The organism is Microvirga sp. M2 (genome assembly GCF_047497095.1).
Lineage (GTDB): Bacteria > Pseudomonadota > Alphaproteobacteria > Rhizobiales > Beijerinckiaceae > Microvirga.
Genome location: NZ_CP134064.1, coordinates 339,435 through 362,521, shown reverse-complemented (window position 1 = coordinate 362,521; position 23,087 = coordinate 339,435). Strand labels below are relative to the sequence as shown.

Annotated in this window: 18 protein-coding genes and 1 pseudogene; 10 read left to right on the top strand and 9 right to left on the bottom strand. The window is 64.1% G+C overall.

The features are described 5' to 3' along the window. Window positions 1–11: 11 nt before the first annotated feature. From RE429_RS21455 to RE429_RS21445, 3 genes are all read left to right on the top strand, one after another. Entirely contained in the window at window positions 12–1,073 is a 1,062-nt protein-coding gene (locus tag RE429_RS21455) for a FecCD family ABC transporter permease (RefSeq protein WP_414475369.1), read from the top strand. Further along, window positions 1,070–1,846, top strand: coding sequence for an ABC transporter ATP-binding protein (locus RE429_RS21450; RefSeq protein ID WP_414475368.1), 777 nt, complete (start codon window positions 1,070–1,072; stop codon window positions 1,844–1,846). The genes RE429_RS21455 and RE429_RS21450 overlap by 4 nt, the downstream gene beginning before the upstream one ends. A gap of 937 nt (window positions 1,847–2,783) precedes the next feature. Continuing rightward, the gene (locus tag RE429_RS21445; RefSeq protein ID WP_414475367.1) at window positions 2,784–3,221 is read left to right on the top strand and encodes an EamA family transporter; all 438 of its coding nucleotides are present in this window, start codon (window positions 2,784–2,786) and stop codon (window positions 3,219–3,221) included. A 131-nt stretch (window positions 3,222–3,352) separates the two neighbouring features. On the opposite strand, the gene RE429_RS21440 is transcribed toward RE429_RS21445, so the two are convergent. Then, window positions 3,353–4,144 carry an AraC family transcriptional regulator gene (locus RE429_RS21440; RefSeq protein ID WP_414475366.1) on the bottom strand — a complete coding sequence of 264 codons (792 nt, stop codon included), beginning with the start codon at window positions 4,142–4,144 and terminating at the stop codon, window positions 3,353–3,355. 129 nt (window positions 4,145–4,273) lie between these two features. Here RE429_RS21440 and RE429_RS21435 point away from each other — a divergent pair, with 129 nt between their 5' ends. The 5 genes from RE429_RS21435 (at window position 4,274) to RE429_RS21415 (ending at window position 10,787) form a co-directional block, all read left to right on the top strand. Then, complete coding sequence (locus tag RE429_RS21435) at window positions 4,274–5,593, top strand: tetratricopeptide repeat protein (RefSeq protein ID WP_414475365.1); 1,320 nt, start codon at window positions 4,274–4,276, stop codon at window positions 5,591–5,593. Between the two features lie 17 nt (window positions 5,594–5,610). Beyond that, window positions 5,611–6,825, top strand: coding sequence for an MFS transporter (locus tag RE429_RS21430; protein ID WP_414475877.1), 1,215 nt, complete (start codon window positions 5,611–5,613; stop codon window positions 6,823–6,825). Between the two features lie 227 nt (window positions 6,826–7,052). Continuing rightward, a complete protein-coding gene (locus RE429_RS21425) occupies window positions 7,053–7,808 on the top strand; it encodes a sulfite exporter TauE/SafE family protein (protein WP_414475364.1) in 756 nt (251 codons plus the stop codon). 450 nt (window positions 7,809–8,258) lie between these two features. Continuing rightward, window positions 8,259–10,076, top strand: coding sequence for an ABC transporter ATP-binding protein (locus RE429_RS21420; RefSeq protein WP_414475876.1), 1,818 nt, complete (start codon window positions 8,259–8,261; stop codon window positions 10,074–10,076). Between the two features lie 264 nt (window positions 10,077–10,340). Further along, the gene (locus tag RE429_RS21415) at window positions 10,341–10,787 is read left to right on the top strand and encodes a DUF1801 domain-containing protein (RefSeq protein ID WP_414475363.1); all 447 of its coding nucleotides are present in this window, start codon (window positions 10,341–10,343) and stop codon (window positions 10,785–10,787) included. 291 nt (window positions 10,788–11,078) lie between these two features. On the opposite strand, the pseudogene RE429_RS21410 reads toward RE429_RS21415, so the two are convergent. Further along, window positions 11,079–11,378: pseudogene (locus RE429_RS21410) on the bottom strand (GntP family permease); the annotation flags it as partial. 596 nt (window positions 11,379–11,974) lie between these two features. Here RE429_RS21410 and RE429_RS21405 point away from each other — a divergent pair. Continuing rightward, window positions 11,975–12,829 (top strand): universal stress protein, encoded by an 855-nt coding sequence (locus RE429_RS21405; protein ID WP_414475362.1) that lies wholly within the window; start codon window positions 11,975–11,977, stop codon window positions 12,827–12,829. Between the two features lie 141 nt (window positions 12,830–12,970). Here the strand turns inward: RE429_RS21405 and RE429_RS21400 are convergent, their stop codons facing one another. The 3 genes from RE429_RS21400 to acnA form a co-directional block, all read right to left on the bottom strand. Beyond that, window positions 12,971–13,891, bottom strand: a complete 921-nt coding sequence (locus tag RE429_RS21400; RefSeq protein ID WP_414475361.1) for a GntR family transcriptional regulator — start codon at window positions 13,889–13,891, stop codon at window positions 12,971–12,973. Window positions 13,892–14,008: 117 nt separating this feature from the next. Continuing rightward, on the bottom strand, window positions 14,009–14,929 hold the full coding sequence (locus RE429_RS21395) for a Bug family tripartite tricarboxylate transporter substrate binding protein (protein ID WP_414475875.1): 921 nt from the start codon (window positions 14,927–14,929) through the stop codon (window positions 14,009–14,011). Window positions 14,930–15,028: 99 nt separating this feature from the next. Next, on the bottom strand, window positions 15,029–17,719 hold the full coding sequence (gene acnA, locus RE429_RS21390) for an aconitate hydratase AcnA (protein WP_414475360.1): 2,691 nt from the start codon (window positions 17,717–17,719) through the stop codon (window positions 15,029–15,031). A 635-nt stretch (window positions 17,720–18,354) separates the two neighbouring features. Here acnA and RE429_RS21385 point away from each other — a divergent pair. After that, window positions 18,355–18,783: a nuclear transport factor 2 family protein gene (locus RE429_RS21385; protein WP_414475359.1), complete on the top strand. Its 429-nt coding sequence runs from the start codon at window positions 18,355–18,357 to the stop codon at window positions 18,781–18,783. A 105-nt stretch (window positions 18,784–18,888) separates the two neighbouring features. On the opposite strand, the gene RE429_RS21380 is transcribed toward RE429_RS21385, so the two are convergent. From RE429_RS21380 to RE429_RS21365, 4 genes are all read right to left on the bottom strand, one after another. Continuing rightward, window positions 18,889–19,434, bottom strand: coding sequence for a hypothetical protein (locus RE429_RS21380; RefSeq protein WP_414475358.1), 546 nt, complete (start codon window positions 19,432–19,434; stop codon window positions 18,889–18,891). Between the two features lie 101 nt (window positions 19,435–19,535). Then, window positions 19,536–20,135: a hypothetical protein gene (locus RE429_RS21375; RefSeq protein WP_414475357.1), complete on the bottom strand. Its 600-nt coding sequence runs from the start codon at window positions 20,133–20,135 to the stop codon at window positions 19,536–19,538. 140 nt (window positions 20,136–20,275) lie between these two features. Continuing rightward, on the bottom strand, window positions 20,276–20,968 hold the full coding sequence (locus RE429_RS21370) for a hypothetical protein (protein ID WP_414475356.1): 693 nt from the start codon (window positions 20,966–20,968) through the stop codon (window positions 20,276–20,278). An 857-nt stretch (window positions 20,969–21,825) separates the two neighbouring features. Next, window positions 21,826–22,836, bottom strand: coding sequence for a YeiH family protein (locus RE429_RS21365; RefSeq protein WP_414475355.1), 1,011 nt, complete (start codon window positions 22,834–22,836; stop codon window positions 21,826–21,828). Window positions 22,837–23,087 lie beyond the last annotated feature (251 nt).

The window sequence follows — 23,087 nt, the reverse complement described above, 5'->3', positions numbered from 1 at the left end:
GAGCATTCCTCATGATTGAGTTGAGCGTCGGCACGGGAGCAGGGGCGCGCTATCATCGCCGCACCCTGCAACGCTTGGCCTATGTGGCAGGAGCCATTGCCCTCCTGGCCTTGGCACTGGTCATCGATGTGTCCGTCGGCCCGGGCCATTTCTCGCCGGCGGAAGTCGCGGGCACGATCCTCAATCCCGGCTCCTATGGGGACAAGCTCGACGTCATCGTGTGGAACGTGCGCCTGCCGGTGGCCATCATGGCGATCCTCGTCGGCGCCATGCTGGGCATAGCGGGAGCCCAGATGCAGACGATCCTGAACAATCCTCTTGCAGATCCGTTCACCCTCGGCATCTCGTCGGCGGCGAGCTTCGGGGCGGCGCTCGCCATTGCCGTCGGCGTCAGCCTCGTCCCCTTTGCAGGTGCATTTCTGGTGACCGCAAACGCCTTCCTGTTCGCTCTTGCGACATCCGTGATCCTGTTCCTGTTCACGCGCATGCGCGGCGTTACGATCGAAACGTTCGTGCTGGTGGGAATCGCGATGTTCTTCACCTTCAACGCGCTTCTCGCCTTCATTCAGTATCAATCCTCCGAGACGCAGCTCCAGCAGATCATATTCTGGATGATGGGCAGTCTCGCCCGCGCCACCTGGACCAAGATCGCCGTCTGCATCGTCCTCCTGGCGCTCGTGATTCCGATCTGCATGAAACGCAGCTGGATGCTCACGGCACTGACCATGGGAGACGAGCGGGCCTCGAGCTTAGGCGTCCCCGTGGCGCGCCTTCGGCTCGAAATGCTCGCCTGCATCTCTATCCTGGCCTCGACGGCCGTAGCCTTCGTGGGAACGATCGGCTTCATCGGCCTTGTCGGGCCTCACATCGCCCGGATGCTCGTGGGAGAAGATCAGCGCTACTTCCTGCCCGTTTCCGCCGCGTCCGGGGCCATCATCCTGTCGGTCGCCTCGACGCTGTCCAAGGCCATCACGCCCGGCGTGATCTATCCGATCGGCATTATCACGGCACTCGTGGGCGTGCCGTTCTTCCTGAGCCTGATCCTGTCCGTGCGTCGGGAGAGCTGGCGATGAGCCTGACGATCAGAGACTTGAGCTTCGGCTATCGGCACTTGCCGCTGTTTGAAGACATCGAGGCGACGGACATCCGCAGAGGCGAGATTACAGCCGTCGTCGGACCGAACGGGGTCGGCAAGTCCTCCCTGTTTCGCCTGATTGCCGGGCTGCTCAAGCCTCGGACGGGTTCGATCGTCCTGGACGACATCGATCTGGTTCGGCTCAGCAGCGCCCGGCGCCACGAGGCCGTATTCTTCCTGTCTCAGCATGTGGGCATGCGGGCTGCGCTCAGCGTCTTCGACGTGGTGCTGCTCGCCCGTAAGAGCGGTCGGGGAGGGCGTGCGTCCGCCTCCGATCTCATGCGCGTCGAGGACGTTCTCGATCAGCTCGGAATCGGTCTGCTCTCCGATCGGCCGGTGACGGACCTCTCGGGCGGACAGCAACAGCTTGTCGGAGCGGCCCAGGCCTTGGTGCAGGATCCGCAGATCCTGCTGCTTGACGAGCCTACGAGCGCGCTCGATCTGAGGCGGCAGCTCGAAGTGATGGAACTCGTGCAGCGGGTGACGGAAAGCCGGGGCATCGTGACGCTGGTCGCATTGCATGATCTTGGTCTTGCAAGCCGCTTCGCCAAGCGTTTCATGCTGCTGAAGGCCGGTCGGATCGCAGCTGACGGCCCTCCGGACGAGGTCCTGTCCGGAGAAGCCATCGAGGCGGCCTACGGCGTCGGTATTCATGTGGAACGCGCATCGACCGGTACGCTCATGGTCGATGCTTATCTCCGCCGTCCTTAGGGAACCGAGACTCGGCTGAGGGCACCGCGGGCGATGTCCGCGTCACCATTGAAGTCAGTCGATCGTCGCCCAGCACGGATAAGCGGACCCGGTTTTCACGAACGTGGCCCTTCGGGCCCGCTCACAACGATGCGACCTTTCCAAGAAGGGAGCATCGGAGTGGGCATCGTTCAGTGCAGAAGGGTCGGCACGGTTCGCCGAGAGACGGGTGGTACGAGCGGCGGTCCAAGGCTCGCGAGAGTTCCGGCAGCAGCCTTCAAGGCAGCCGCCAAACGTGGAGCGTCGGCCTCCTTCGCAAGGTCCTCCGTTGCGGGTGCGGGAGGAGCCGGGACGGGGCCCCTGGCCTGAGCGAGAGCTCTCAGGAGGCTCATCTCGTCCTGAGTGATGCGACAACAGCTTGCAGGCATGAATTGCCAGGGCCGTTGCCATTCGGCACGCAGCGCCCGAACGACGCCCGCCATCGCAGCGACGAGCCGAGGGCCATCCACATAGCCGAGAGCGTCTTCGGCGCATTGATGACCCGCATCCCAGCAGGCGACATCTTGTGTCATGTAGCCGGCCGCGATAAAGCGCGTGACTGTGAGAGCAAGGATCTCAGCCTGATCCGTGCAAACGTCTGTGATTTTCGGCCGGGGCGCATGTTCATTCCTGTCCATGGGCTCTCTCGCATTGACGGGCATCAGGTTCGTGACGTGCACGGTGTCTGCCTCAGGACAGCCGAGGACGTTATGAATGTCAAGGAATAAGACAATGAAATCATTTACTTAGAAGATATCTAAACTGCCTTTGATTGAAGTGCTTCCAATCTCCGCCACGTTTCTCGTTCATACGCCAAGGCCTTCCTCCTGCGCGGTGAGCGATCATGCCACTTCATGGGGCCCGAAAGGCGGAGGCCGAGCAATACAGGATCCGCCGCCCACCCGTACGAGGTTGCATCATGAGACCAATCTTTCTGTCATGGCAGTTTTGGGCGCTGCTCTCGGCGGCCTTCGCCGCACTGACCGCCATCTTCGCCAAGATCGGGATCGAGAGCATCAACTCCGATTTCGCGACCTTCATCCGCACATGCGTGATCCTCTGCGTTCTGGCGGCAATCCTGATCGGAACGGGGCAGTGGCAGCCGCTCGGATCGGTGTCGGGCCGCAGCTATATCTTCCTTGTGCTATCCGGGCTCGCGACCGGAGCATCGTGGATCTGCTATTTCCGCGCTCTCAAGCTCGGCGACGCCGCGCGCGTGGCTCCATTGGACAAACTGAGTGTCGTCCTGGTTGCCGTCTTCGGCGCCGCCTTCCTGGGCGAGCGGCTCCTGCTGCCGAACTGGATCGGAGTCGCCTTCATCGCTGCTGGCGCGGTCCTCGTCGCCTACAAAGGCTGACGGCATTGCGGTCCTCGACCGGTTCAGCCGCCCGCTCGTCCAAGGTCCTCGCGCTGCGGAACAGCTGAGAGAAATTCCGCATCGCCGCCGGTTCATCTCATCGGAGCGGCCGAGTTCGATCGGTTGCGGTTCTATCGATCTGCCCTATCCCGGCGCATGTAGGCCTGAGGGCTCCATCCCATCCCGGTCCGAAACGCGTACACGAAAGCCGATGTCGAGCCGTAGCCGAGTTCCATGGCCGTGCGGGTCACGTCCAGACCGCCGCCCATGAGCTCGATCGCCTTGAACAGCCGCAGGCGGCGGCGCCATGTCCGCAGGCTCATGCCCACCTCCGCTTCGAAGTGGCGGGCGAGCGTCCGCTCCGACATCCCGAGTTCCGCGGCCCATGTCCTTGGGCCGCGTCGGTCGGCGGGATCCGCGTAGATCGCCTCGCACAGCGCCATCAGGGGCGATCCCCCGGGGGGCCATGCGAGCGCGCCGGGGAGGGGCTGCGCGCGCCGGAGCTGGTCGAGGATCAGGTCCGTCACACGGCCGGCATAGCCGTCATGATCCTCCTCCCCCTCGATGGCGGTGGCCTCCACGATGAGTTCCTTCAGGAGCGGCGTCACGCCGAACACGGTCGGAGCCGTCGGAAGGCCATGCCCGGCCTCATCGGCAATCCAGAGGGAGCGAAACTCCGCCCCGAGCAGAGATCCGACCCGGTGATGCAGGCCGGTCGGCAACCAGACGGCCTGCTCCGGCGAGATCACGAAGGAATGTCCCTCGACCGCCACCGTCAGCACGCCGGAGATCGCGTAGACCATCTGATTCCAGTAATGCGCGTGCTCGGGGAAGGAGTGGCGCGCCGGGATCGACTGCGCCCGCACGGTCATCGGTCGGGGTGGGGCCACGCCGGGTGGCGCCTCGATGGTCTCCCATGCCATGGCAGCCTCCAGATTGGCGGTTATTCTACACGATCTGGCAGTCTGTCAAAAGACGGACGATCAGCGGCCGACTATAGTCGGTTCAACGACGCGCCGATATGCACCCGATCTCAGTCCGAGGACCCTGCCATGACCCGCCGCGACAGCCGTGGCCTGCCCCTCTCGACCATCTTCGACCGCGCGGCCGACCGCTACCGGGAGGGCGTCGACCTGCTCCTCTCGGCCTGGCCCGGCGCTGCGGAGGCCCTGGACGAGGCTATCGCGGCCGACCCGGATTTCGCTCTCGCCTACGCGGCCCGCGCCCGCCTGCACGCTTTCCGGGGCGAACCGGCCAAGGCCAAGGCGCGGATCGCGACGGCGGAAGGGGTCGTTGCCCGGCGGGGAACGGAGCGGGAGCGCAGCCATGTGGCGATCCTGTCGCTCGCCATCAGCGGCAACTCCGCCCAGGCGCTGGAGCGGGCGCTCGCCCATGCCGACGCCTGGCCCCGGGATGTGCTGATCCTGTCGCTGCCTCTCGGCGCTTTCGGGCTCTTCGCCTTCTCCGGAATGGCAGACCACGACCAGGCGCGCGTGGATCTGTGCGAGCGCCACGCCCGGCACTTCGACGCCGACGACTGGTGGTTCCTGACCTACCGGGGCTGGTCTCATGCGGAGAACGGCAACGTCGCGCATGGTCGCGCCCTCACGCAGCGCGGCTTCGACCTGCGGAAAAACAATGCGAACGCGGCGCATGCGCTCTCGCACGCCATGTACGAGGGCGGCGCGCATGACGAGGCGGAGCGGCTGATCGCCGGCTGGCTGCCCGGCTACGACCGTGCCGGTATCCTGCATGGCCACATCGCGTGGCACGCGGCCCTCGGAGCCCTCGAGCGCGGCGATCCCGAGCAGGCGCTGGCGATCTACGCGGATTGCATCCAGCCGTCGGTGACGGCCGGGATGCCGGTCAACGTGGTCAGCGACACCGCTTCCTTCCTGTGGCGGCTGAAGGCCTACGGCCACACGGTGCCGACCGAGCTGTGGCAGGATGCAGCGGCCTATTCGGAAAATTACTTCCAGAAGGCCGGCTTTGCCTTCGCCGACGTCCACATGGCGCTCATCGCGGCGGCGACCGGAGACAAGACCGCCGTCGAGGAGCGCGTAAGGGCCCAGATGGACCTCATCGCGGCGGGCGGCCTGGCCGCAGGGCCGGTGGTGCCGGCGATCTGCCGCGCGGCGCTTTCCTTCGCGGAGGAGGATTATGCGGCCTGCGCCCGTATGCTGGAGCCAGCCGCGGCAGAGGTCGTGCGCATCGGCGGCAGCGGCGCTCAGCGCGAGATGATCGAGGACATGCTGCTCCTCGCCCTGATGCGCAGCCGCGAGACCGTGAAGGCCCGTGAACTGCTCGACCGCCGCCTGCATCGCCGCCCGTCGTCGCGCGACACGCGCTGGCACGGCCTGCTCGCAGCCTGAGGAATCTCATGTCACAGATGAATGCCGATGCCGTGACCGGGGTCGCGCCCGCAATCCGCTCCGGGAACGCCGATGTCTGGCGGCTGGCGATTGCGCAGGCGCTTGGAGGAGCCAACTCGGCGGTGGTGTACGCCACCGGCGCCATCGTCGGCAACATGCTGGCTCCCAGCAAGGCGCTGGCCACGCTGCCGATCTCCATCTTCGTGGTCGGCATGGCGGCCTGCACTCTGCCGGCAGGCGCCATCGCCCGCCGCCACGGCCGCCGCGCCGCGTTCCTGACGGGAACGGGATCCGGTGTGCTCGTCGGACTGCTGGCTTCCCTTGCGGTCGTGCGGGGCTCATTCTGGCTGTTCTGCGCCGCGATGTTCTTCGGCGGGGCCTATGCCGCCGTCGTCCTCTCGTTTCGGTTCGCGGCGGCCGATTGCGTCCCGGCAACGCGTCGCCCGCGGGCCCTGTCCACGGTCATGGCGGGCGGGGTGTTCGCCGGGGTGATCGGCCCCCAGCTCGTCACCTACACCATGGACCTGTGGCAGCCCTACCTGTTCGCGGCGACATATCTGGCGCAAGCGGCTGTCGCGGCCGTGTCCGCCCTCGTCCTGCTCGGCGTCCGGGTTCCGATGCCCACCGCCGCGGAGGCGGCCGGTGGCCGCCCTCTGAGCGCCATCGTGCGCCAGCCCCGCTTCATCACCGCCGTGATCTGCGGGGTCGTCTCCTACACGCTCATGAACTTCATCATGACGGCCGCGCCGCTGGCGATGCGCCTGTGCGGGCTGTCGCAGGAAGCGTCCAATGTCGGCCTGCAATGGCACATCATCGCGATGTATGCCCCGGGGTTCTTCACCGGACGGCTGATCACGCGCTTCGGCGCGCCCCGCGTGGTCGCCGCCGGCCTGGCCCTGACCGCCGCCTCCGCCGCCATCGGACTGACCGGGGTGGATGTGGCGCATTTCTGGCTGACCCTGATCCTGCTCGGCCTCGGCTGGAACTTCGGCTTCGTCGGTGCCTCGGCGCTCGTGCTGGAGTGCCATCGTGCCGAAGAGCGGACGAGGGTGCAGTCCCTGAACGACTTCCTGGTGTTCGGCACGATGGCGGTCGGCTCGTTCTCGTCCGGCAGCCTGCTGACCACCTACGGATGGGACATGGTGCTCCGGGTATCGTTCGTTCCCCTCGTGGTCGCGCTCGCGGCCCTCGTTTCGATGGCGTCATCCCGCGCCGGGCGAGCGGCCGGATAAGATACGCAGCTTATCAGGGCTATGAGCCACCCAATGACAATGGATCGAGTACCTGCTCGAGTGGGGAACGGAAGACGCTCTCCGGTCACGGGGTCATTAAGGTTTCACCCGAAGCAGGCTCTCACGGCCGCTGATCGGACATTCTTTCCTCCAGCCTTCGGAAAGGCCGAAGGCTGGCTATGAAACATCCGCATTGCGCCGCTCACCATCCCATGGGCCAATAGGCCATGTTCGATCTTTCCGTGTGGCATCTTCTCGCGATCGGCCTGACCTTTCTCCTTGCCGGTTTCGTCAAGGGTGTCACCGGCATGGGTTTGCCGACGGTGGCCATGGGTGTGCTGGGGGCAATCATGTCACCGGTCGCCGCGGCGGCGCTGCTGATCATCCCGTCCTTTGTCACAAATGTCTGGCAATTGGTCTGCGGTCCGAGCTTTGCCGCGCTGGTCCGCCGGCTGTGGCTCATGATGCTGGGGATCGTGCTCGGCACGCTGGCGGGATCCTCCATTCTGATGAGCGGACAGACACAATGGACGACCGCAGGCCTCGGGGCGATCCTGATGGTCTATGCCGGTTTTACCCTGGTGGCTCGGCAGATCTCCGTACCGGCCTCTTTCGAGACATGGTTGTCGCCCCTGGTCGGTCTGACGACCGGCGTCATTACCGGAGGCACAGGCGTTTTCGTCATCCCGGCTGTTCCCTATCTTCAGGCTCTTCGGTTGAGCAAAGACGATCTTGTTCAGGGCCTAGGGTTCTCCTTTACGGTGTCGACGATGGCTCTTGCCGCAGGACTGGCATGGCGTGGGGCGTTCCATCTCGACGGTTTGGCCCTATCCTCCCTGGCGATCGCGCCCGCGCTCCTCGGGATGTGGTTGGGACAGGTCGTAAGACTGAAGGTTAGCCCGGAGAGATTCCGGCGCTGGTTTCTCGCCTGCCTGCTGCTTCTCGGGGCCGAACTCATCCTGAAATCGATTCATTCAGCGTGAGGTCCAGGGCAGCCTGCTTCGGGCAACCGAGCTTTCCGCAGACGACAGCATCGGATGTGTGTTCGATTTCATGCCCAAATCCGATGCTGTAAGTCTATGGTCTTGTGTATCTTTTCGCACAGAACCGGTACCCGCTTTTGAGTTCGACGCGCTAACCCTCCATTCGGTGCAGCACGGTCGAAACAATCATGTAGTTGCCAAGTTGACGCAACTGAACTACTGTTCGAGCAGGCTTATTTTCGAGAGGGAGGGCTGCATGGCTGTGAAACGCTTGCTGAACATTCCTCCCGCGTCCGGACGCTAGGTCCGGTTCCGCGGGACATCTGATCCCGCACGCATAAGTTCATCCCCATTTTCACCGAACGTCGGGCAGCTCTCGCGCATCCGTTGGAGCCATTCGTGCTGCTCGTGCACGTATTCAGGAGAGGTGCGTCCCGGCGCAGCCTGTTCATGTCCATGACGAAGCAGACCAAGCGCGGGGATGCGACCCGCGATGTATTGAGATTCACCTTCCAGCACTGGCGGAACGAGCCGCGTTACGTGGCGCTCGTTGTCGGCACGATCATGATTTCCACGCTCGCGGACGTGTTCATGCCGGTTTTCGCGGGCCGTCTGGTGGATGCCCTTGCCGAAAGTGGCGGCAACCGCGAGGAAGCTTTGAATGCAGCGCTTGTCGCCTTCGCGATCATGACGGGCCTCGGCTTCGTCATGATCGTGATGCGGCACCTGTCGTTTTACGGCATTGTGGAGCTGACCCTCCGCATTATGGGACGTGTGGCGCAGGATGCTTTCGCGCGCGTGCAGCGCTTCTCCACAGATTGGCATGCCAACAGCTTCGCGGGCTCGACCGTGCGCAAGATCACGCGTGGCATGTGGGCGCTCGACCTCATGCATGACACGCTTCTTCTGGCGCTGTTGCCCTCGCTCACCGTGCTCGCGGGCTCCATGATCGTGCTCGGTCTGCGCTGGCCCATCATGGGCCTCGTCGTCGGTGTGAGTTCGCTGGCCTATATCGCGATGACGGGTTTTCTCGCCACACGTTATGTGGCTCCGGCGGCGCGGCTCGCGAACGACTGGGACACGCGCATGGGTGGTACGCTGGCGGATGCGCTGAGCTGCAATCCGGTGGTGAAAGCCTTCGGTGCCGAGGCCCGGGAGGATGCGCGCCTCACGCGTGTCGTCGGCAAGTGGCAGAGTCGCACCCGCCGCGTCTGGCAGCGGGGGACGAATAGCGGCACGGTGCAGTTCGTCGCATTGCTCGGCATCCGGGTCGCCATCATCGGCACGGCCATTTGGCTATGGTGGAACAATCGCGCCACACCGGGAGATCTTGCTTATGTGCTCACCACCTACTTCGTGATCCACGGCTACCTGCGCGATGTGGGCATGCACATCAACAATCTGCGCCGCTCCGTGAACGACATGGAGGAGCTTGTCGCGATTACGGGCGAAAAAATCGGTGTGCTCGACCGTCCCGGTGCGCGCGCAATTCGCATCATGCGCGGGGAGGTGGAGTTCAACCACGTCACCTTCCACTATGCAGGCCACGATACACCCCTCTACAGGGATCTGTCGCTGACCATTCGCGCTGGCGAGCGTGTGGGGCTTGTGGGGCCGTCCGGGTCGGGCAAGACCACGCTCGTCAAGCTGATCCAGCGCCTCTATGATGTGAATGGTGGCGAGATCCTCATTGATGGGCGCAACATCGCCGATATGCACCAGGCGTCCCTGCGTTCGCAGATCGCGATCGTACAGCAGGAGCCGATCCTGTTCCATCGCTCGCTTTCCGAGAACATCGCCTATGCCAAGCCCGGGGCGGGCATGGAGGACATCGAGCGCGCGGCTCGCCTTGCCAACGCGCATGATTTCATCACCGGCCTGCCGAAGGGCTATGCGACGCTTGTCGGCGAGCGCGGGGTCAAGCTCTCGGGCGGCGAGCGCCAGCGCGTCGCCATCGCGCGGGCGTTTCTCGCCGACGCGCCGATCCTCATCCTGGACGAGGCGACCTCGGCGCTCGACTCGGAGCTGGAGGTGCAGATCCAGCAGGCGATGGAGCGGTTGATGGTGGGGCGAACCTCCATCGTCATCGCGCATCGCCTGTCCACCGTGCGGAGCCTCGACCGGATTCTCGTGTTCGAGAGGGGGCGGATCGTGGAGGAGGGCAACCACGACAGTCTCTATCGCAGAGGCGGCCTCTACCGTCGACTGTGCGAACATCAGGGGCTTGACTTCGCAGGCGGCAAGCCGGCGGAGCTTGCGGCGGAGTGAAGTGGTGTCGCATGGTGGGGCTGGAGAGCGCCTTGTCCTCTGAATGGATTCGGTCAGACACTGCTGCTACGAGTTGAACGAAGGAATGTCATTCTTGCGTGACCGCAATGGTGCTTTCCTTGAGGGGCACGATGCCTCCGCTCACAAGTGGGTACAGGTGGGGGCGCTGATGCGGCGCTTGCGCAAGAGGGCCGTAGGGAAGGGGTAAGCAAGGTGACTGACAAGATACATGAGAAGTCGACAAGGCGCGCAAAAGCAACTGCGATGGAGACAGACAAACTGCGCAAGATGAGGCCAAAGCCGCTGTCCGGTGAGGTTGTGCTTCTCTCAGGCGGCAATCCCCAAATCGCCAAGGGATACGGCGACGCTCCGGTGCGAGCCTACATCGCGGCCATGCCGGGTTGGAAAAGCGACATTGGGTGTCGCCTCGACGCCCTCATCGAGCGCACCGTTCCTGGAGTGAGCAAGGCCGTTAAATGGAATTCGCCGTTCTATGGCATCGAAGGCAAAGGATGGTTCCTCAGTTTTCATTGTTTCACAAAGTATATAAAGGTCGCATTCTTCAATGGCGCGTCGTTGAACCCTCTTCCGCCTGGAAAGTCATCGCAAAGGAGAGTGCGCTACCTCGATATCTACGAGGAACAATTCGATGAAGCGCAGTTCGCCAACTGGGTGAAGCAAGCCAGCGAATTGCCGGGCGAAGAAATGTGAGCGACCAGATGCGCGCATTTCCATTGGTACTACAGCATCGGACGCGCGATCGAGCCCACATCGGATGCTGTAAGCCTATGGTTTCGCGCAGCTTTTCACGCGAACCGGTTCCCACTTCCTGCGTTCGATGCTCTGTTCTATCGTGGGAGCATCATTCCCGTCATGCCCGGCCTTGACCCGGGCATCCACGTCTTCAAACCGCAATGGCTCCCAAGACGTGGATGGCCGCAACGGGTGCGGCCATGACGAAAAGGGATGACGAGAGGTGCGTTGTGACCATCTCCCGCGCCCTCAGAAGGTGCCAAACAGTGAGCCGAGGCCGATCACCGCGGCCAGCGCCAGAAGCGAGCTGACGATCCCGACCATGACGATGTCGAAATAGCTCTCGCGGTGGCTCGAGCCGCATAGGGCGAGCAGGGATACCACCGCGCCGTTGTGCGGCAGGATGTCGAGCATGCCGGAGCCGATGACCGCGACGCGATGCAGGAGGGCGGGATCGATGCCGAGCTGCGCGGCCAGGTTCATGTAGGTCTCGCCGAGGGCGTCGAGCGCGATCGTCAGACCGCCCGAGGCGGATCCGGTTGCTCCGGCGCCGCCTCATCCACTCGTCGAACGGCAGTCCCGTGTCCACCGACGGACCGCACCGGCACCGGCCGCCTGCAAGGCGAGCGAGGAGCTTGACCTTTACCGCTCGCTTTGGCTACGGGGAAAACTCCGAACTCGTGCGGTGAAAACACGGGGGCCGAGCCGGTTTTGTCCCTGCCAGTGCAGGCCTGTCGGTGCTTGGGCTTTGCACCCGTGGCATTCGTTCTTTTCCTCGTCGCCCGGCTCTGGTCAGTGCAGAAAGAGTCCGGTCCGCTTCGACGCCTCAAAGCTGACCCGGTTGTGTGGTCGGACTGTGAAAGCTTGCTCCTGACCCCCATTTTGGAGCCTCTCTTCGGATTCTGGTCGGGCAAGACGTCGCCGCGAAGGGGATATTGACCTACAGTTCTTCAGTCCTGAAGAACGATGCGCCACAGCTGCCAACGGCAGCGATAGGATGATACCGTCCCAAGCGCATCGAACGCGGGAAGTGGGAACCGGTTTTGCGGGGTGAGATGCTCAAGATCATAGACCGACTGCATCGGATGCGGGCTCGATGCCACGTCCGATGCTGTGGATGAGCCGAAACCATAGGAGACGGACCCATGCACATCCTCGCGGCAACGGACTTCTCGACCCGCTCGCAGCTGGCTGTGCGGCGGGCTGGCCTTCTGGCGCGGGACAATGGTGCCGAAATCACCCTTGTGCATGTCGTCGACGACGATCAGCCGCAGGACCTCGTCGCGCTCGAAAGGCGTGAGGCTGAACGGATCCTTGGCGAACAGATCGGCGCGATCGCCGAGCTGAGCGGGATTCGCTCGCACGCTCTCGTCGTCGCAGGCGACCCCTTCGACGGTATCCTGCGCGCTGCCGCATCGACGAGGGCGGACCTCGTCGTCATGGGAGCTCACCGCAAGCAGCTTCTGCGCGATATCATGGTCGGAACCACCATCGAGCGTGTGATCCGAACCGGCCCGTTCCCGGTCCTGATGGTGAACCGGGAGGTGGATCAGACTTACCGCACGGCCTTGGCCGCAGTCGACATGTCCGAGCCATCCCTCAACGCCATCAAAACCGGCATGGCTCTGGGATTGCCCGGCAAGGCTCAGCTCGCGCTTGTTCATGCCTTTCTGCCGCTGGCGAAAGGGAAGTTGTCTTATGCGGGACTCAGCCGGGAGACGATTGAGAGGTACGTTGCCGACGCGCGCGTCCGGGCCACCAAGGAGCTGATCGCGTTCCTGGATGCGAACGGGCTTGATGATCACCGGCGATCGATGCGTATCGAGGAGGGCTCCCCGTTCGAGGTGATTGCCGCGGTCGTGGAGCAATCGAAGCCTGATGTTCTGATCGTTGGAACGCACGGTCGCTCAGGCATCGCCAAGATGCTCCTGGGAAGCGTGACCGAGGAAGTCCTGCGGTCGCTCGATATCGACATCCTCGCCGTTCCGCCCCTCCGCTGAGGTTCAAGATGCCGACGCGTGAGCGGGTGTCCCGGCTTGCGCTTGCGGGAAACCCGGCGGCAACGACGGCTGTCCAGGACCCGTCGGGCGCAGACCGCGACCGCCCGCGTGATGCGCTTCGGAACCGACCCATCCGCCGGGTCAGGGCTCCAGGATCGGCCTGATCTTCTGGAGGTTGCCGATGGTGTGCTGCAGATGGCGGCGCAAGGCCTGCGACGCCTCTTCGTTTTTTCGCTGCTCAAGCAGGTCGAGGATCTCGAGGTGCTCCTCGCATTGCTGGCGGTAGCGCCGGCGGTCGACCATCGAACGATACGACAAAAGGCGCCGGACGCGGTTGATGCGCCGCACCGCCTCCAGGAAGAAGGGATTGCCGGACGCGCCGATGATCGCCTCGTGGAAGCGCACGCCGCGTTCGTGGAGCGCGTCGGCGCTGTCCGTCTCGATGGCGCCGGCGAGCAGCCGGAGTTCTGCTTCGCGGCAGCGGGCGGCGACATCCGGATCGAGGCGATAGGTCGGCTCCAGGAGGGCGGCAGGCTCAAGGGCCAGACGCACCCGATAGGTCTGCTCCAGGCTCTCGGGCGTCGTCAGCATAGGCGAAAAGGACCAGCCGTAGCCGGGGCGGCGCTCGGCCCAGCCCTCCTGGGCAATCCGTCCCAGAACGGTGTTCAGCTGCGCCTTGGTGACTCCGTAGGTCTCCTTGAGATGGGCCTCCGAGGCAGGATCGGGGAGGCGTCCGTGAAGGTGATCCTCGGCAATCCGGAAGTAGGCGCTGGTGGTGTCGTCCCGGGCGGCGAGGCCCAGGCTCTCCGGCGAGGCGTTCCCAATATCGCAGACGAAGTAGCCGCGGTTGGGCCGATGGGTGAGGACCCCCTTGGCGGCGAGCAGCTGCAGGGCTTGGCCGATAGGAAAACGGGACACGCTGAAGCGCTCGGACAGTTCCTGCGCCGTCAGGTGGGTTCCCTCGGACAGTCCGCCTCCGCGGATATGCTCCAGAATCTGCGCGGCGAGCCCCTCGGTCAACTCTCGCTTTCCGTTGACCGCACGCTCTCCGACTGAAGTCATGAGCATATCCTCGCACCCGATCCCAAGACGGCTTTTCTCTCCTTTATCCGATTTGCCGGGTTCATGGTATCCTCGGGCCGGCCCGAGGATACCGTACCTGTCGTCCCGAGCCGGGTTTCAGGACTTCACGAGACCGACGGATTTCAGCACGTCGCCGACGCGAACCTGCTCTTCCTTGAGAAAGTCCGCGAAGGGGGCGCCGGCGAGATAGAAGTCCTCCCAGCCGCGCTGTTTGAGGATCTCGGCCCATTCCTTGGACTTGACGAGCTTGTCGACGGTCCCGGTGAGGGCCTGCTTCTGGTCTGCCGTGATGCCGGGGCCCGCCATGATGGCGCGCCAGTTCACGACCTCCACGTCCATGCCCTGCTCCTTGAGGGTCGGGGTATCGGCATTGGCAAGCCGCTTGCCGGACGAGATGGCGAGCGCCCGCAGCTTGCCGGCCTTGATCTGGCTCTCGAACTCGCCGTAGCCGGAGATGCCGGCCGTCACGCGTCCTCCGAGCATGGCCGCCAGGGCCTCGCCGCCACCCGAGAACGCGATGTAGTTCACCTTCGCCGGATCCGAACCGGCCGCCTTCGCGAACAGTGCCGCGAGGATGTGGTCGGCGCCGCCGGCCGAGCCGCCCGCCCAGGTCACCTTCGCGGGATCGGCCTTTACGGCATCGGCCAGCTCCCTGATCGATTTGATGGGCGAGTTCTCGGGCACGACGATCACGAGCGGATCGCCCGTGAGACGGGCGATCGGCGTGACCTGATCGAGCGTGACCGGGGCCTTGTTGGTGAGGATCGCCCCGACCATGGTGATGCCGTTGACCATGAGCTGGTTCGGATCGCCCTTCGCCTGGTTGACGAACTGGGCAAGGCCCACGGTGCCGCCCGCGCCGGTGACGTTCACCACCTGGACGCCCTTGGCGAGACCCGTCTGCATCAGCACCTGCTGGATCGAGCGAGCGGCTGAATCCCATCCGCCGCCGGGTCCGGCCGGCGCCATGATCTTGAGCTCCTGCTGCGCGAAGGCCGACGATGCGACGAGCGTCATGGCGGCGATGGCGACGCCGCGGACCGTCTTGGTAAAGTGGCTCACGAGTTCCTCCCTTGGTTTGCGTGAGGTATTGAACGCGAGAGCGGACGTTGCCGCTCAGCGTCTGATGCTCGGCGAAGCCTCTCGCCGATGGTTCTCGCCGCTGCCGGCGAACACGGATGCATCCGTCGTGCGGCTTGTGCCCGCCGCCTCGGTGACGCGATGCAGAATGAGCGGAATGATGCCGCCGCCGCGCAGGATCTCGACCTCGAGCCCCGTTTCGATGGCGGCAATAGTCGTGAAGGTTTCGCTTGTTCCCGACACGCGGCGAATCGTGACCGGAACGGCGCCTCGCGGGCCGATCCTCGCGGGATCGGCCTCGATGACGAGCAGGTCGCCGGGCCGCAGATTCAGGTGGCTCGGGTGGCGTTCCGCCGGAAGGCGAAGGGGCAGGATGCCCATGCCGATCAGGTTCGAGCGATGAATGCGCTCGAAGCTCGAGGCGAGCACGGCGCGGGCACCGAGCAGGGCGACGCCTTTTGCGGCCCAATCGCGGGACGAACCCATGCCGTAACGTTCGCCTGCGACGACGACCACCGGGACCTCTTCGGCCGCATAGCGTTCGGCCGCGCGCCAGAGAGGAAGCGGCTCGCCCAATCCTGCATGGATCGTGAAGCCCGGTGCGATGTGAGGATCGAGGAGATTGCGGACCGATTTGTTCGTGAACAAGCCGCGCACCATCGCCTCCCAGTTGCCGCGCCGGGATGCGAAGACGTTCAGATCGCCAGGATCGTCGCCACGCTCGATCAGGTAGCCGGCGGCTTCGCTCATGGGCGGGATCTGTCCCGCCGGGGAGATGTGATCGGTGGTCACGTCGTCTGCGAGAACGAGCAGCGGATGCGCCGCATAGGTTCCGAGAAGCGTGCCCTTGCCGAAGCCCGCAAAGGGAGGACGCCGGATATAGGTTGAATTGTCGTCCCACGGAAACAGATCCGTCGCCGGCGCATCGAGCCCGTGCCACGTCCGGCTGGCTTCGGCCGCGTCGTACGAGGTATCGTAGTCGCGCGTATCGATGGCCTGGGCCAAGGCGGCGTCGATCTCGTCGCCGCCGGGCCAGAGTTCCGCCAGACGGATCTCCTCGCTAAGGGAGGAGCGGCCGATGGGATCGGCCAGGATGTTGCGATTGACGTCGCCCGCGAGAGCGAAGGCGACGACCAGCGGCGGAGAGGCGAGAAAGCCCGCTTCGAGCTGCGGATGGACGCGCCCCGGGAAATTGCGGTTGCCCGAGAGGACCGCCACGGGAAGGATCCCTCGCTCGGCCAGGGCCTCCTCGATGACGGAAGGCAGCGGGCCCGAATTGCCGATGCACGTCGTGCAGCCGTAGCCGACGATGCCGAAACCGATGGCTTCGAGATCCTCGAGCAATCCGGCGCGACGCAGGTAGCGCTCGGCAGTGGGCGAACCGGGCGCGAGAGACGTTTTCACCCAGGCGGGCGGCGTCAGGCCGAAGCGGCGCGCCTTGCGGGCGAGCAGGCCGGCCGCAATCAGCAGCCTGGGATCGGACGTGTTCGTGCAACTCGTGATCGCGGCGATCGCCACGGACCCGTTGCCGGGCTGCTGGGGAGAGGTCGTGATGGGCCGTTCCGCCAGCATCGGTGCGAGCGCCGCGACGGTCGTCCCGGCCGGAATGCGGTCCTGAGGGCGCCGGGGACCGGCGAGGCTGACCTCGACCTCGCCGAGGTCGATTGCGATCGTGTCGCTGAAGCGCGGAGCGGCCTCCGGATCGAACCAGAGGCCCTGCCGCTTCGCATATTCCTCGACAAGCTGAACGTGCTCCGCGGAGCGGCCGGTCTCGCGCAGGTAGCGCAGCGTCTGCCCGTCGATGGGGAAGAAGCCCGAATTGGCGCCGAATTCCGGGGCCATGTTGGCGACGACGGCCCGGTCGCCCGCCGACAGCGTCGAGACTCCGCTCCCATAGAATTCGACGAAACGATCCGCCAGATCGATGCGCCGGAGGCGCTCCGTGACGGTCAATGCAAGGTCGGTCGCAAGCACGCCCGGCCTCAGGCGTCCGGTCAGGCGAACGCCGACGATGTCCGGCACACGGATCATCACGGGCATGCCGAAGACAACGCTCTCCGCCTCCAATCCGCCGACGCCCCAGCCGAGCACGCCGATACCGTTGATCATCGGCGTGTGGCTGTCGGTTCCGATCAGCGTGTCGGGCACGGCCCATGATACGCCGCTGCGCTCGACGGTGGTGACGACGGTCGCCAGCCGTTCAAGATTGAGCGTATGCATGATGCCGGTGCCCGGCGGATGGACGCGCACTCCGGTGAGGGCGCGTGTCGCCCACTTCATGAAGCGGTAGCGTTCCGCATTGCGCCCGAACTCGCGCTCCATGTTGCGCCGGAGCGCGTCGGTCGTGCCGAATACGTCGACGGCGAGGGAATGGTCGGTCGAGACGTCGACGGGCAGGACGGGATTGAGGCGGCTCGGATCGACCCCCGCCTCGGCCAGGGAAGCGCGCATGCCGGCGATGTCGACCAGGGCTGGTCCGCAGGTGGTGTCGTGCATCAGGATGCGGCCCGGCAGGAACGGGATCTCGTCTTCGCTGCGTCCGCTGCCGAGCCAGTCGAGGATCGCCGCCTTGGCCCGAGGTGAGTCGTCGCCCGCGTTCCGCAGCACGTTCTCCAGCATGATCCGCAGGATATGCGGCAGCCGCTTGAGGCGTCCTCCGGCTGCTGCGCGAAGGTCGACGATGCGATGGTTTCGTCCGGTGCTCGTCATATGGGCGGTCGGAGGCATGGTTCAGAACATTGTTCTCGGGAGGCGGGAGGGGCAAAGGCGGCATCGGCAAGAACCGGCGCCCGGTCCGTCCAGAGCGCGGTGCGACCCATGCGCACCGTCAGGAGACGAAGCATCGACAGGGGCCGGCAGGGACGGACCGCGGTGCCCGAACGCCTCGTGGATCCGGAAGGCTCCAAGCGCGCCCATCACGACGGTCGCCATCAATCGCTCCTGTGTTTGCCTGGCTCATTCACGGCACGGCCGAAGCTGCCGTGAGCCATCCGCCGCGCAAAGCATCATTGCATAAATGATTCTATAAATGCAATAATGATTGCATTTATAGAGCAAAATATGTACATACCTCCCGCGGCCATCGGAGCCACGACCGCGATAGGCAGGGGAAGAACTGTGCTGGGCCGCATGGCCGGGTCCGGGCTCGCATCGCGGCTGGAGAGGCCAGCAGGCGTGTCGATCCGAACTCCTGGTGTCGGCGAGAGCGCCGATAGGTCTTCGGCTACCTCTTCATAGTGCGTTAGCCCGCCGGGTCTTCGAACCTATCATTCGACTCGGCAGCCGTTCCGCCCCAAGCAGGTCGCGCTCTGCCGAAGGGGTTCGACGGTATCCTGAATCGATGGGGCTAGCAGGAGGCTTCCATGACGATCGAAAGCGAGAATGTCGCGACCCTCAAAGAAGTTTATGAGCGATGGTCGGGGCAGAAGGGCGTCGATAACGAGTGCTGGATGGAGATCATGTCCGACGACATTTCTCTCGACTCGCTGGCAAACGGCGCGCCGGAAATGCCCTTTTCGGCGCGCCGCAGCAGCAAAAGCGAAATCCTCGATTATCTGGAGGGGCTGACGCGGGATTGGGACATGGTCTCCTTCGACATGAAGGATTTCATTGCCCAGGATGATCGGGTCGTGGCGATCGGCCGGGTGGCGTGGCGCCACAAGACGACCGGCAAGGTCGCAGACACCCCGAAGGTCGACATATGGCGATTCCGGGACGGGAAGGCCGTCGACTTCGTCGAGTTCTACGACACGGCCCGTGCATTCGCCGCCGCAACGCCCGGGGACAAGTGAGCGAGAGCATCGGCGAGGATCGCCTGGATCAGGCCATCCGGCCGCCTCATCGCGCGGTCCGCGACGAAACCGGCCGGGCAGCGGTCTTCCGCCCCATTCTCCCGATCAACGGCGCAGCCCTCCACCCGCTACGGCCGTGGCATTCGACGAGGAGCTTGAACTGGTCGAAGAGTTGGACGAAACGCTTCCGGCGGAACCGCCGTTATTGAGTGTCGCCGAACTTGCGACATTGCCGCTGTTGCGACCCCAGGCGGCGCCGATGCCGTTCTTGGTGATCGTGTCGAAGCGCGTATCGCCCCAGATGTAGAATTCGTTCTGTCCGCTGTTGGTGACAAAACCCGTTCCGGAGCGGCCATCGGTTCTGCGTGACATGTTCGTGGTGCTGGTCGTCGACGCGTTCGACGTCGTCCGCATGCTCGCATGGGCGTTCGAGATGGCGTAGGACTGCGTATTCGGGCCGATCGCCTGTTGGGAGGCCCGGACACCTTGCTCCCATAATTGGCCCGCCACGAGGTTCTGCGAATTCGTCAGCGGCAGGTTCCCGAGGAAGACTCCCAAAGTGCCGGAATGAGGGCGGGCGCCGGCCGTCTGAGCTTGAGCCGCGCAGTTCAAGACGAGAAGACCGATGGCGGACAGGATGGCGCTTCGCATGGTGTGTCTCATGTCGGATACTGCTGATTGTTCGATTGCGTCGGAACGTTCCTTTGCGAAGGAAGGGCAGGGACTGAAGCCCTGCCCTGATGGCGACGCGGTTAGTTCCGGTACGAAATCGCACCGCCGGCGCCATAGCCGCTCGCATTGGACTGCGAAGCGCTGTTGTAGGTCACCGAGCCATAGACAGAGCCCGTATAGGTGTTGGTATTGGTGTAGCTTCCGCCGCCCGAGAAGCCGCCCGAGGTCGAGCCCTGTGCCTGACCGGTGCTGGGCGTCAGGACGTTGCCGGCGGCAACGTTGCCGACCTGAGCGAAGCCGCCCTGATCCGTGATCGAAGCGTTGCCGGCAGCCGCACCCCTCATCATGCCTTCATACGACGAGGAGGCGGCCTGGTTGGCAGCACCCTGCGAGTTCGCCGCCGCGACGCCATTGTTCGCCGTCGCCTGGAACTGATGTGCGCCATTCACGGTCCAGGAGGAACCGCCCGATTGCGTATGGCTGACCGTTGCGTCGACATAGGCTGTCGCATTCATTTGACGAGCATTGGCGACTTCACGGTTGTAGAGATAGCCATGGGCGCGGGCATTGACGTCCGGCTGATTGTTCTGCGGGCCGTGGCCGGGGCGTGACGACTGTCCCGCCAGGGCGGCCCCGGTCAGGGCAACGAGAGCCACAGATGAAAGAATGAGCTTACGCATCAGATATTTCCTTGAATGGGAAGATGGTCGCAAATTGAATGCGATCGTTTCGATTGCACCGGTGACGGAAGTCTTGTCCGCACCCTGAAAGGGTCGCCGGGCGCGGTTCATACACCCGTGCCCCTTCAGGCTGCGCCGCCTTATTGAGGCGCACCGATGCCAGTGCAGAGCGACGGGTTGTAGGTGCGGGGATTGAAGCAAAACGGTGGCGCTGCGAGAGCGGCCGATCCGATCGACCCGGTGGTGGAGGCATATCGCGCCCGAGTGTCCGCGCTGATCGGGATCAGCGGCGCGCCACCCTGACCGTTGGCCGGGATGTAGCGCGTGCCTGCCGAATGACCGGAGCCGTCACCGTAATAGACGACGGGCTGTCCGATAGCCGCAGCCTGTGCCTGTGCCTGCTGGATCGCAGCACGCTGTTGAGGGCACACGACACCCGTTTGATTGAGAGCTGTCTGAACCTCCGGGTTGTTGCATACGAGGGCGAGAGCGGCAGCGTTCTGCCCCATGCCCATCAGCGTCGCCGCGTAAGCACGCCGGTTGCACTCCTGCATTTCGTAGGTCGCTCCCGCTCCGAAATTGAAGCCGACGCCGCCGACGCCGATCGATGCGGAGCCGGCACATGAATGGACGCCTGCCGCTGTAAGGCCGGGCGCAATGCCTGAGGCCGTGGAGGCAATTCGCTGCCGCGTCTTTGCAGGGTTGTAGATGGTGTCTCCATTCACGATGGCTGTAGCACCAGAATTGCTGGTCGAAGTGCCGGTCGATTGTGCGAGCGCCGGTGTTGCGAGCAGCGCAGCAGCCGACGCGGCGGCAAAGAGGATCCGCTTCATGTGTGTTCCCTACCGTTCAGTTTTGAAAGGTGCTGATGTTGAATAAGGGGAGAGGTGCTGGAAGATTTCTCGAAAGGCAGATGATGAAAAAATCAAATGCCGGAAATGTAGAAGCAGCGTAAAACGGCACGTCTCCTCCTTTGCGATCTTTGTTTCGCCATCATTACGCCGTGGCGTGGCCAAATTCATTGGTTTGATAGCAACATCTCGGGAGATTGGGGCACTCTAGAAAGGATAGTATGCTTGATGGCTACTTCCTTTTGCCGAGGGCCAGACGCCGCTGCTTCAAGCGAGTTCATCTCGAAACAGGATGTATGAACGAAATCGGCATGCCGTCATGTCCGATGCTCGCGGCACAGGAATTCGCGCCTGCAACGGAGATCGTTCGTCATGCGATCCGGTGTCGCGCCTGTGCATTTCCGCGGCCATCGCCTGTTAAAAAAGCGAAGCAGCGATAACGCCATGCTGTGGGAAGAGACCAGCCGTCATCCGGATATCGCGACGGAAGATCCGGCGTTACGCGCGTTGATCCGTGAGACGTCCCAGGACACAAGCATGCGAATGCCATGAGGCTTGACCTGGCGAACCAGATCGGACCGCCCAGTCTTCGCGGAAACCGCAGCTCACACGCTCAGATCTGCGGAGTAACTCGAAGGCATGGCCGTTTGCCGATCTCGGAAGGATAGCTCACTCAGTCGCCATTCCGGGTATCGCGGATGAGCTGCGTCTTATGCCTGCCGTTGGAGTGTCAGGCATCACGGAACGACAGTGGCGACTTCATGGATCCTCATCGCTCGTCATCTTTTGCGAGATCCGACATCGCTGGACCAGCTGAGGCTCTCTCATCCGGCGATGCGCTAAGCCATGTTGAGAAGCCGGATGAGGCCCAGGCTGACGGCCAGCAGGGCGAGAAGCGAGAGGGTGACGGCAAGGGTCACTCGTCCGCCGACCCTGCCGAGCACCTTGAGGTCGACGCCGAGTCCCAGGGCCGCCATGGCGATCACAGTCAGGAAGGTCGTCAGCGGCATGATGGCGCGTAGCACCATGTCGGGGATCAGGCCGGTCGAACGCAGGGCCGCCAGGACCAGGAATCCGATGATGAACCACGGCACGAAACGATTGAGGGAGAAGCCCGGCCGGCTCGTCCCGTTGCGGCCCATGGCGAGCGAAAGGCCGATCACGACGGGACCCAGCATGAGCACCCGGACCAATTTCACCAGGGTCCCGAGCTGGGTGCTGACCAGGCCGACAGGCAGGGTCGCGGCGAGCACCTGCGGCACCGCATAGACGGTCAGGCCCGCGAGAACGCCGTACTGCGTCTCGGACAGACCGAGGGCCGGTACCAGGAGGGGGAGGCTCAGCACCACGATGACGCCGAGGATTGCCGTGAAGGCGATGGAGGACGCGACATCCTCCGACTTGGCGCCGATCACCGGCGCCACCGCCGCGATGGCCGAGTTGCCGCAGATGGAGTTGCCGCAAGCCACCAGCACGGCCATGCGCTTGGGCAACCCGAGCCCGCGGCAGAGGCCGTAGCTCGCCGCGATGGCGACCACCACCACGACGGCGATGCCCAGGATGAGGCCTGGACCCGCCTGCATCACGGCCTGGAAGCTGATCGAGGCGCCGAGCAGCATGACGGCGATTTCGAGCAGCATCTTGGCCGAGAAGCCGATTCCGGGAGCGAAGCGGGCGTCAGGGGTCCAGGCGGTGCGGACCACCGTTCCGAGAAGGATCGCTATGACGAGCGCTTCCAGCCACGCCCGCCCGGTCCAGGCCTCCTCCAGGTGTTGAAGGCCAATGGCCGCGAAGGAAATTGCCGCGCTCAAGGCAATGCCGGGGAGCAGGCGCATCAATCGGTCGTTCATCGGATCACGGTACCTTCATCAAGGGTGTCCGGCTGTCCTGCTCCTCCGGTTCGGATAACGCAAATACATAAATCTCATAATTTTATAACTCAATGTTATAGGACTTCGACCTGAAGCTCGGGAAACCTCCGGTCGTTGGATCGGGAAGCTGCAGAGGGGCGGCGCCGGCCGCCGGAACCCTGATGCTCGCGGCAGGGAGAGAGCGGCGATCGCGATGCGGTTCGGACGTTGTCGAACGGAGCAGAGACGAA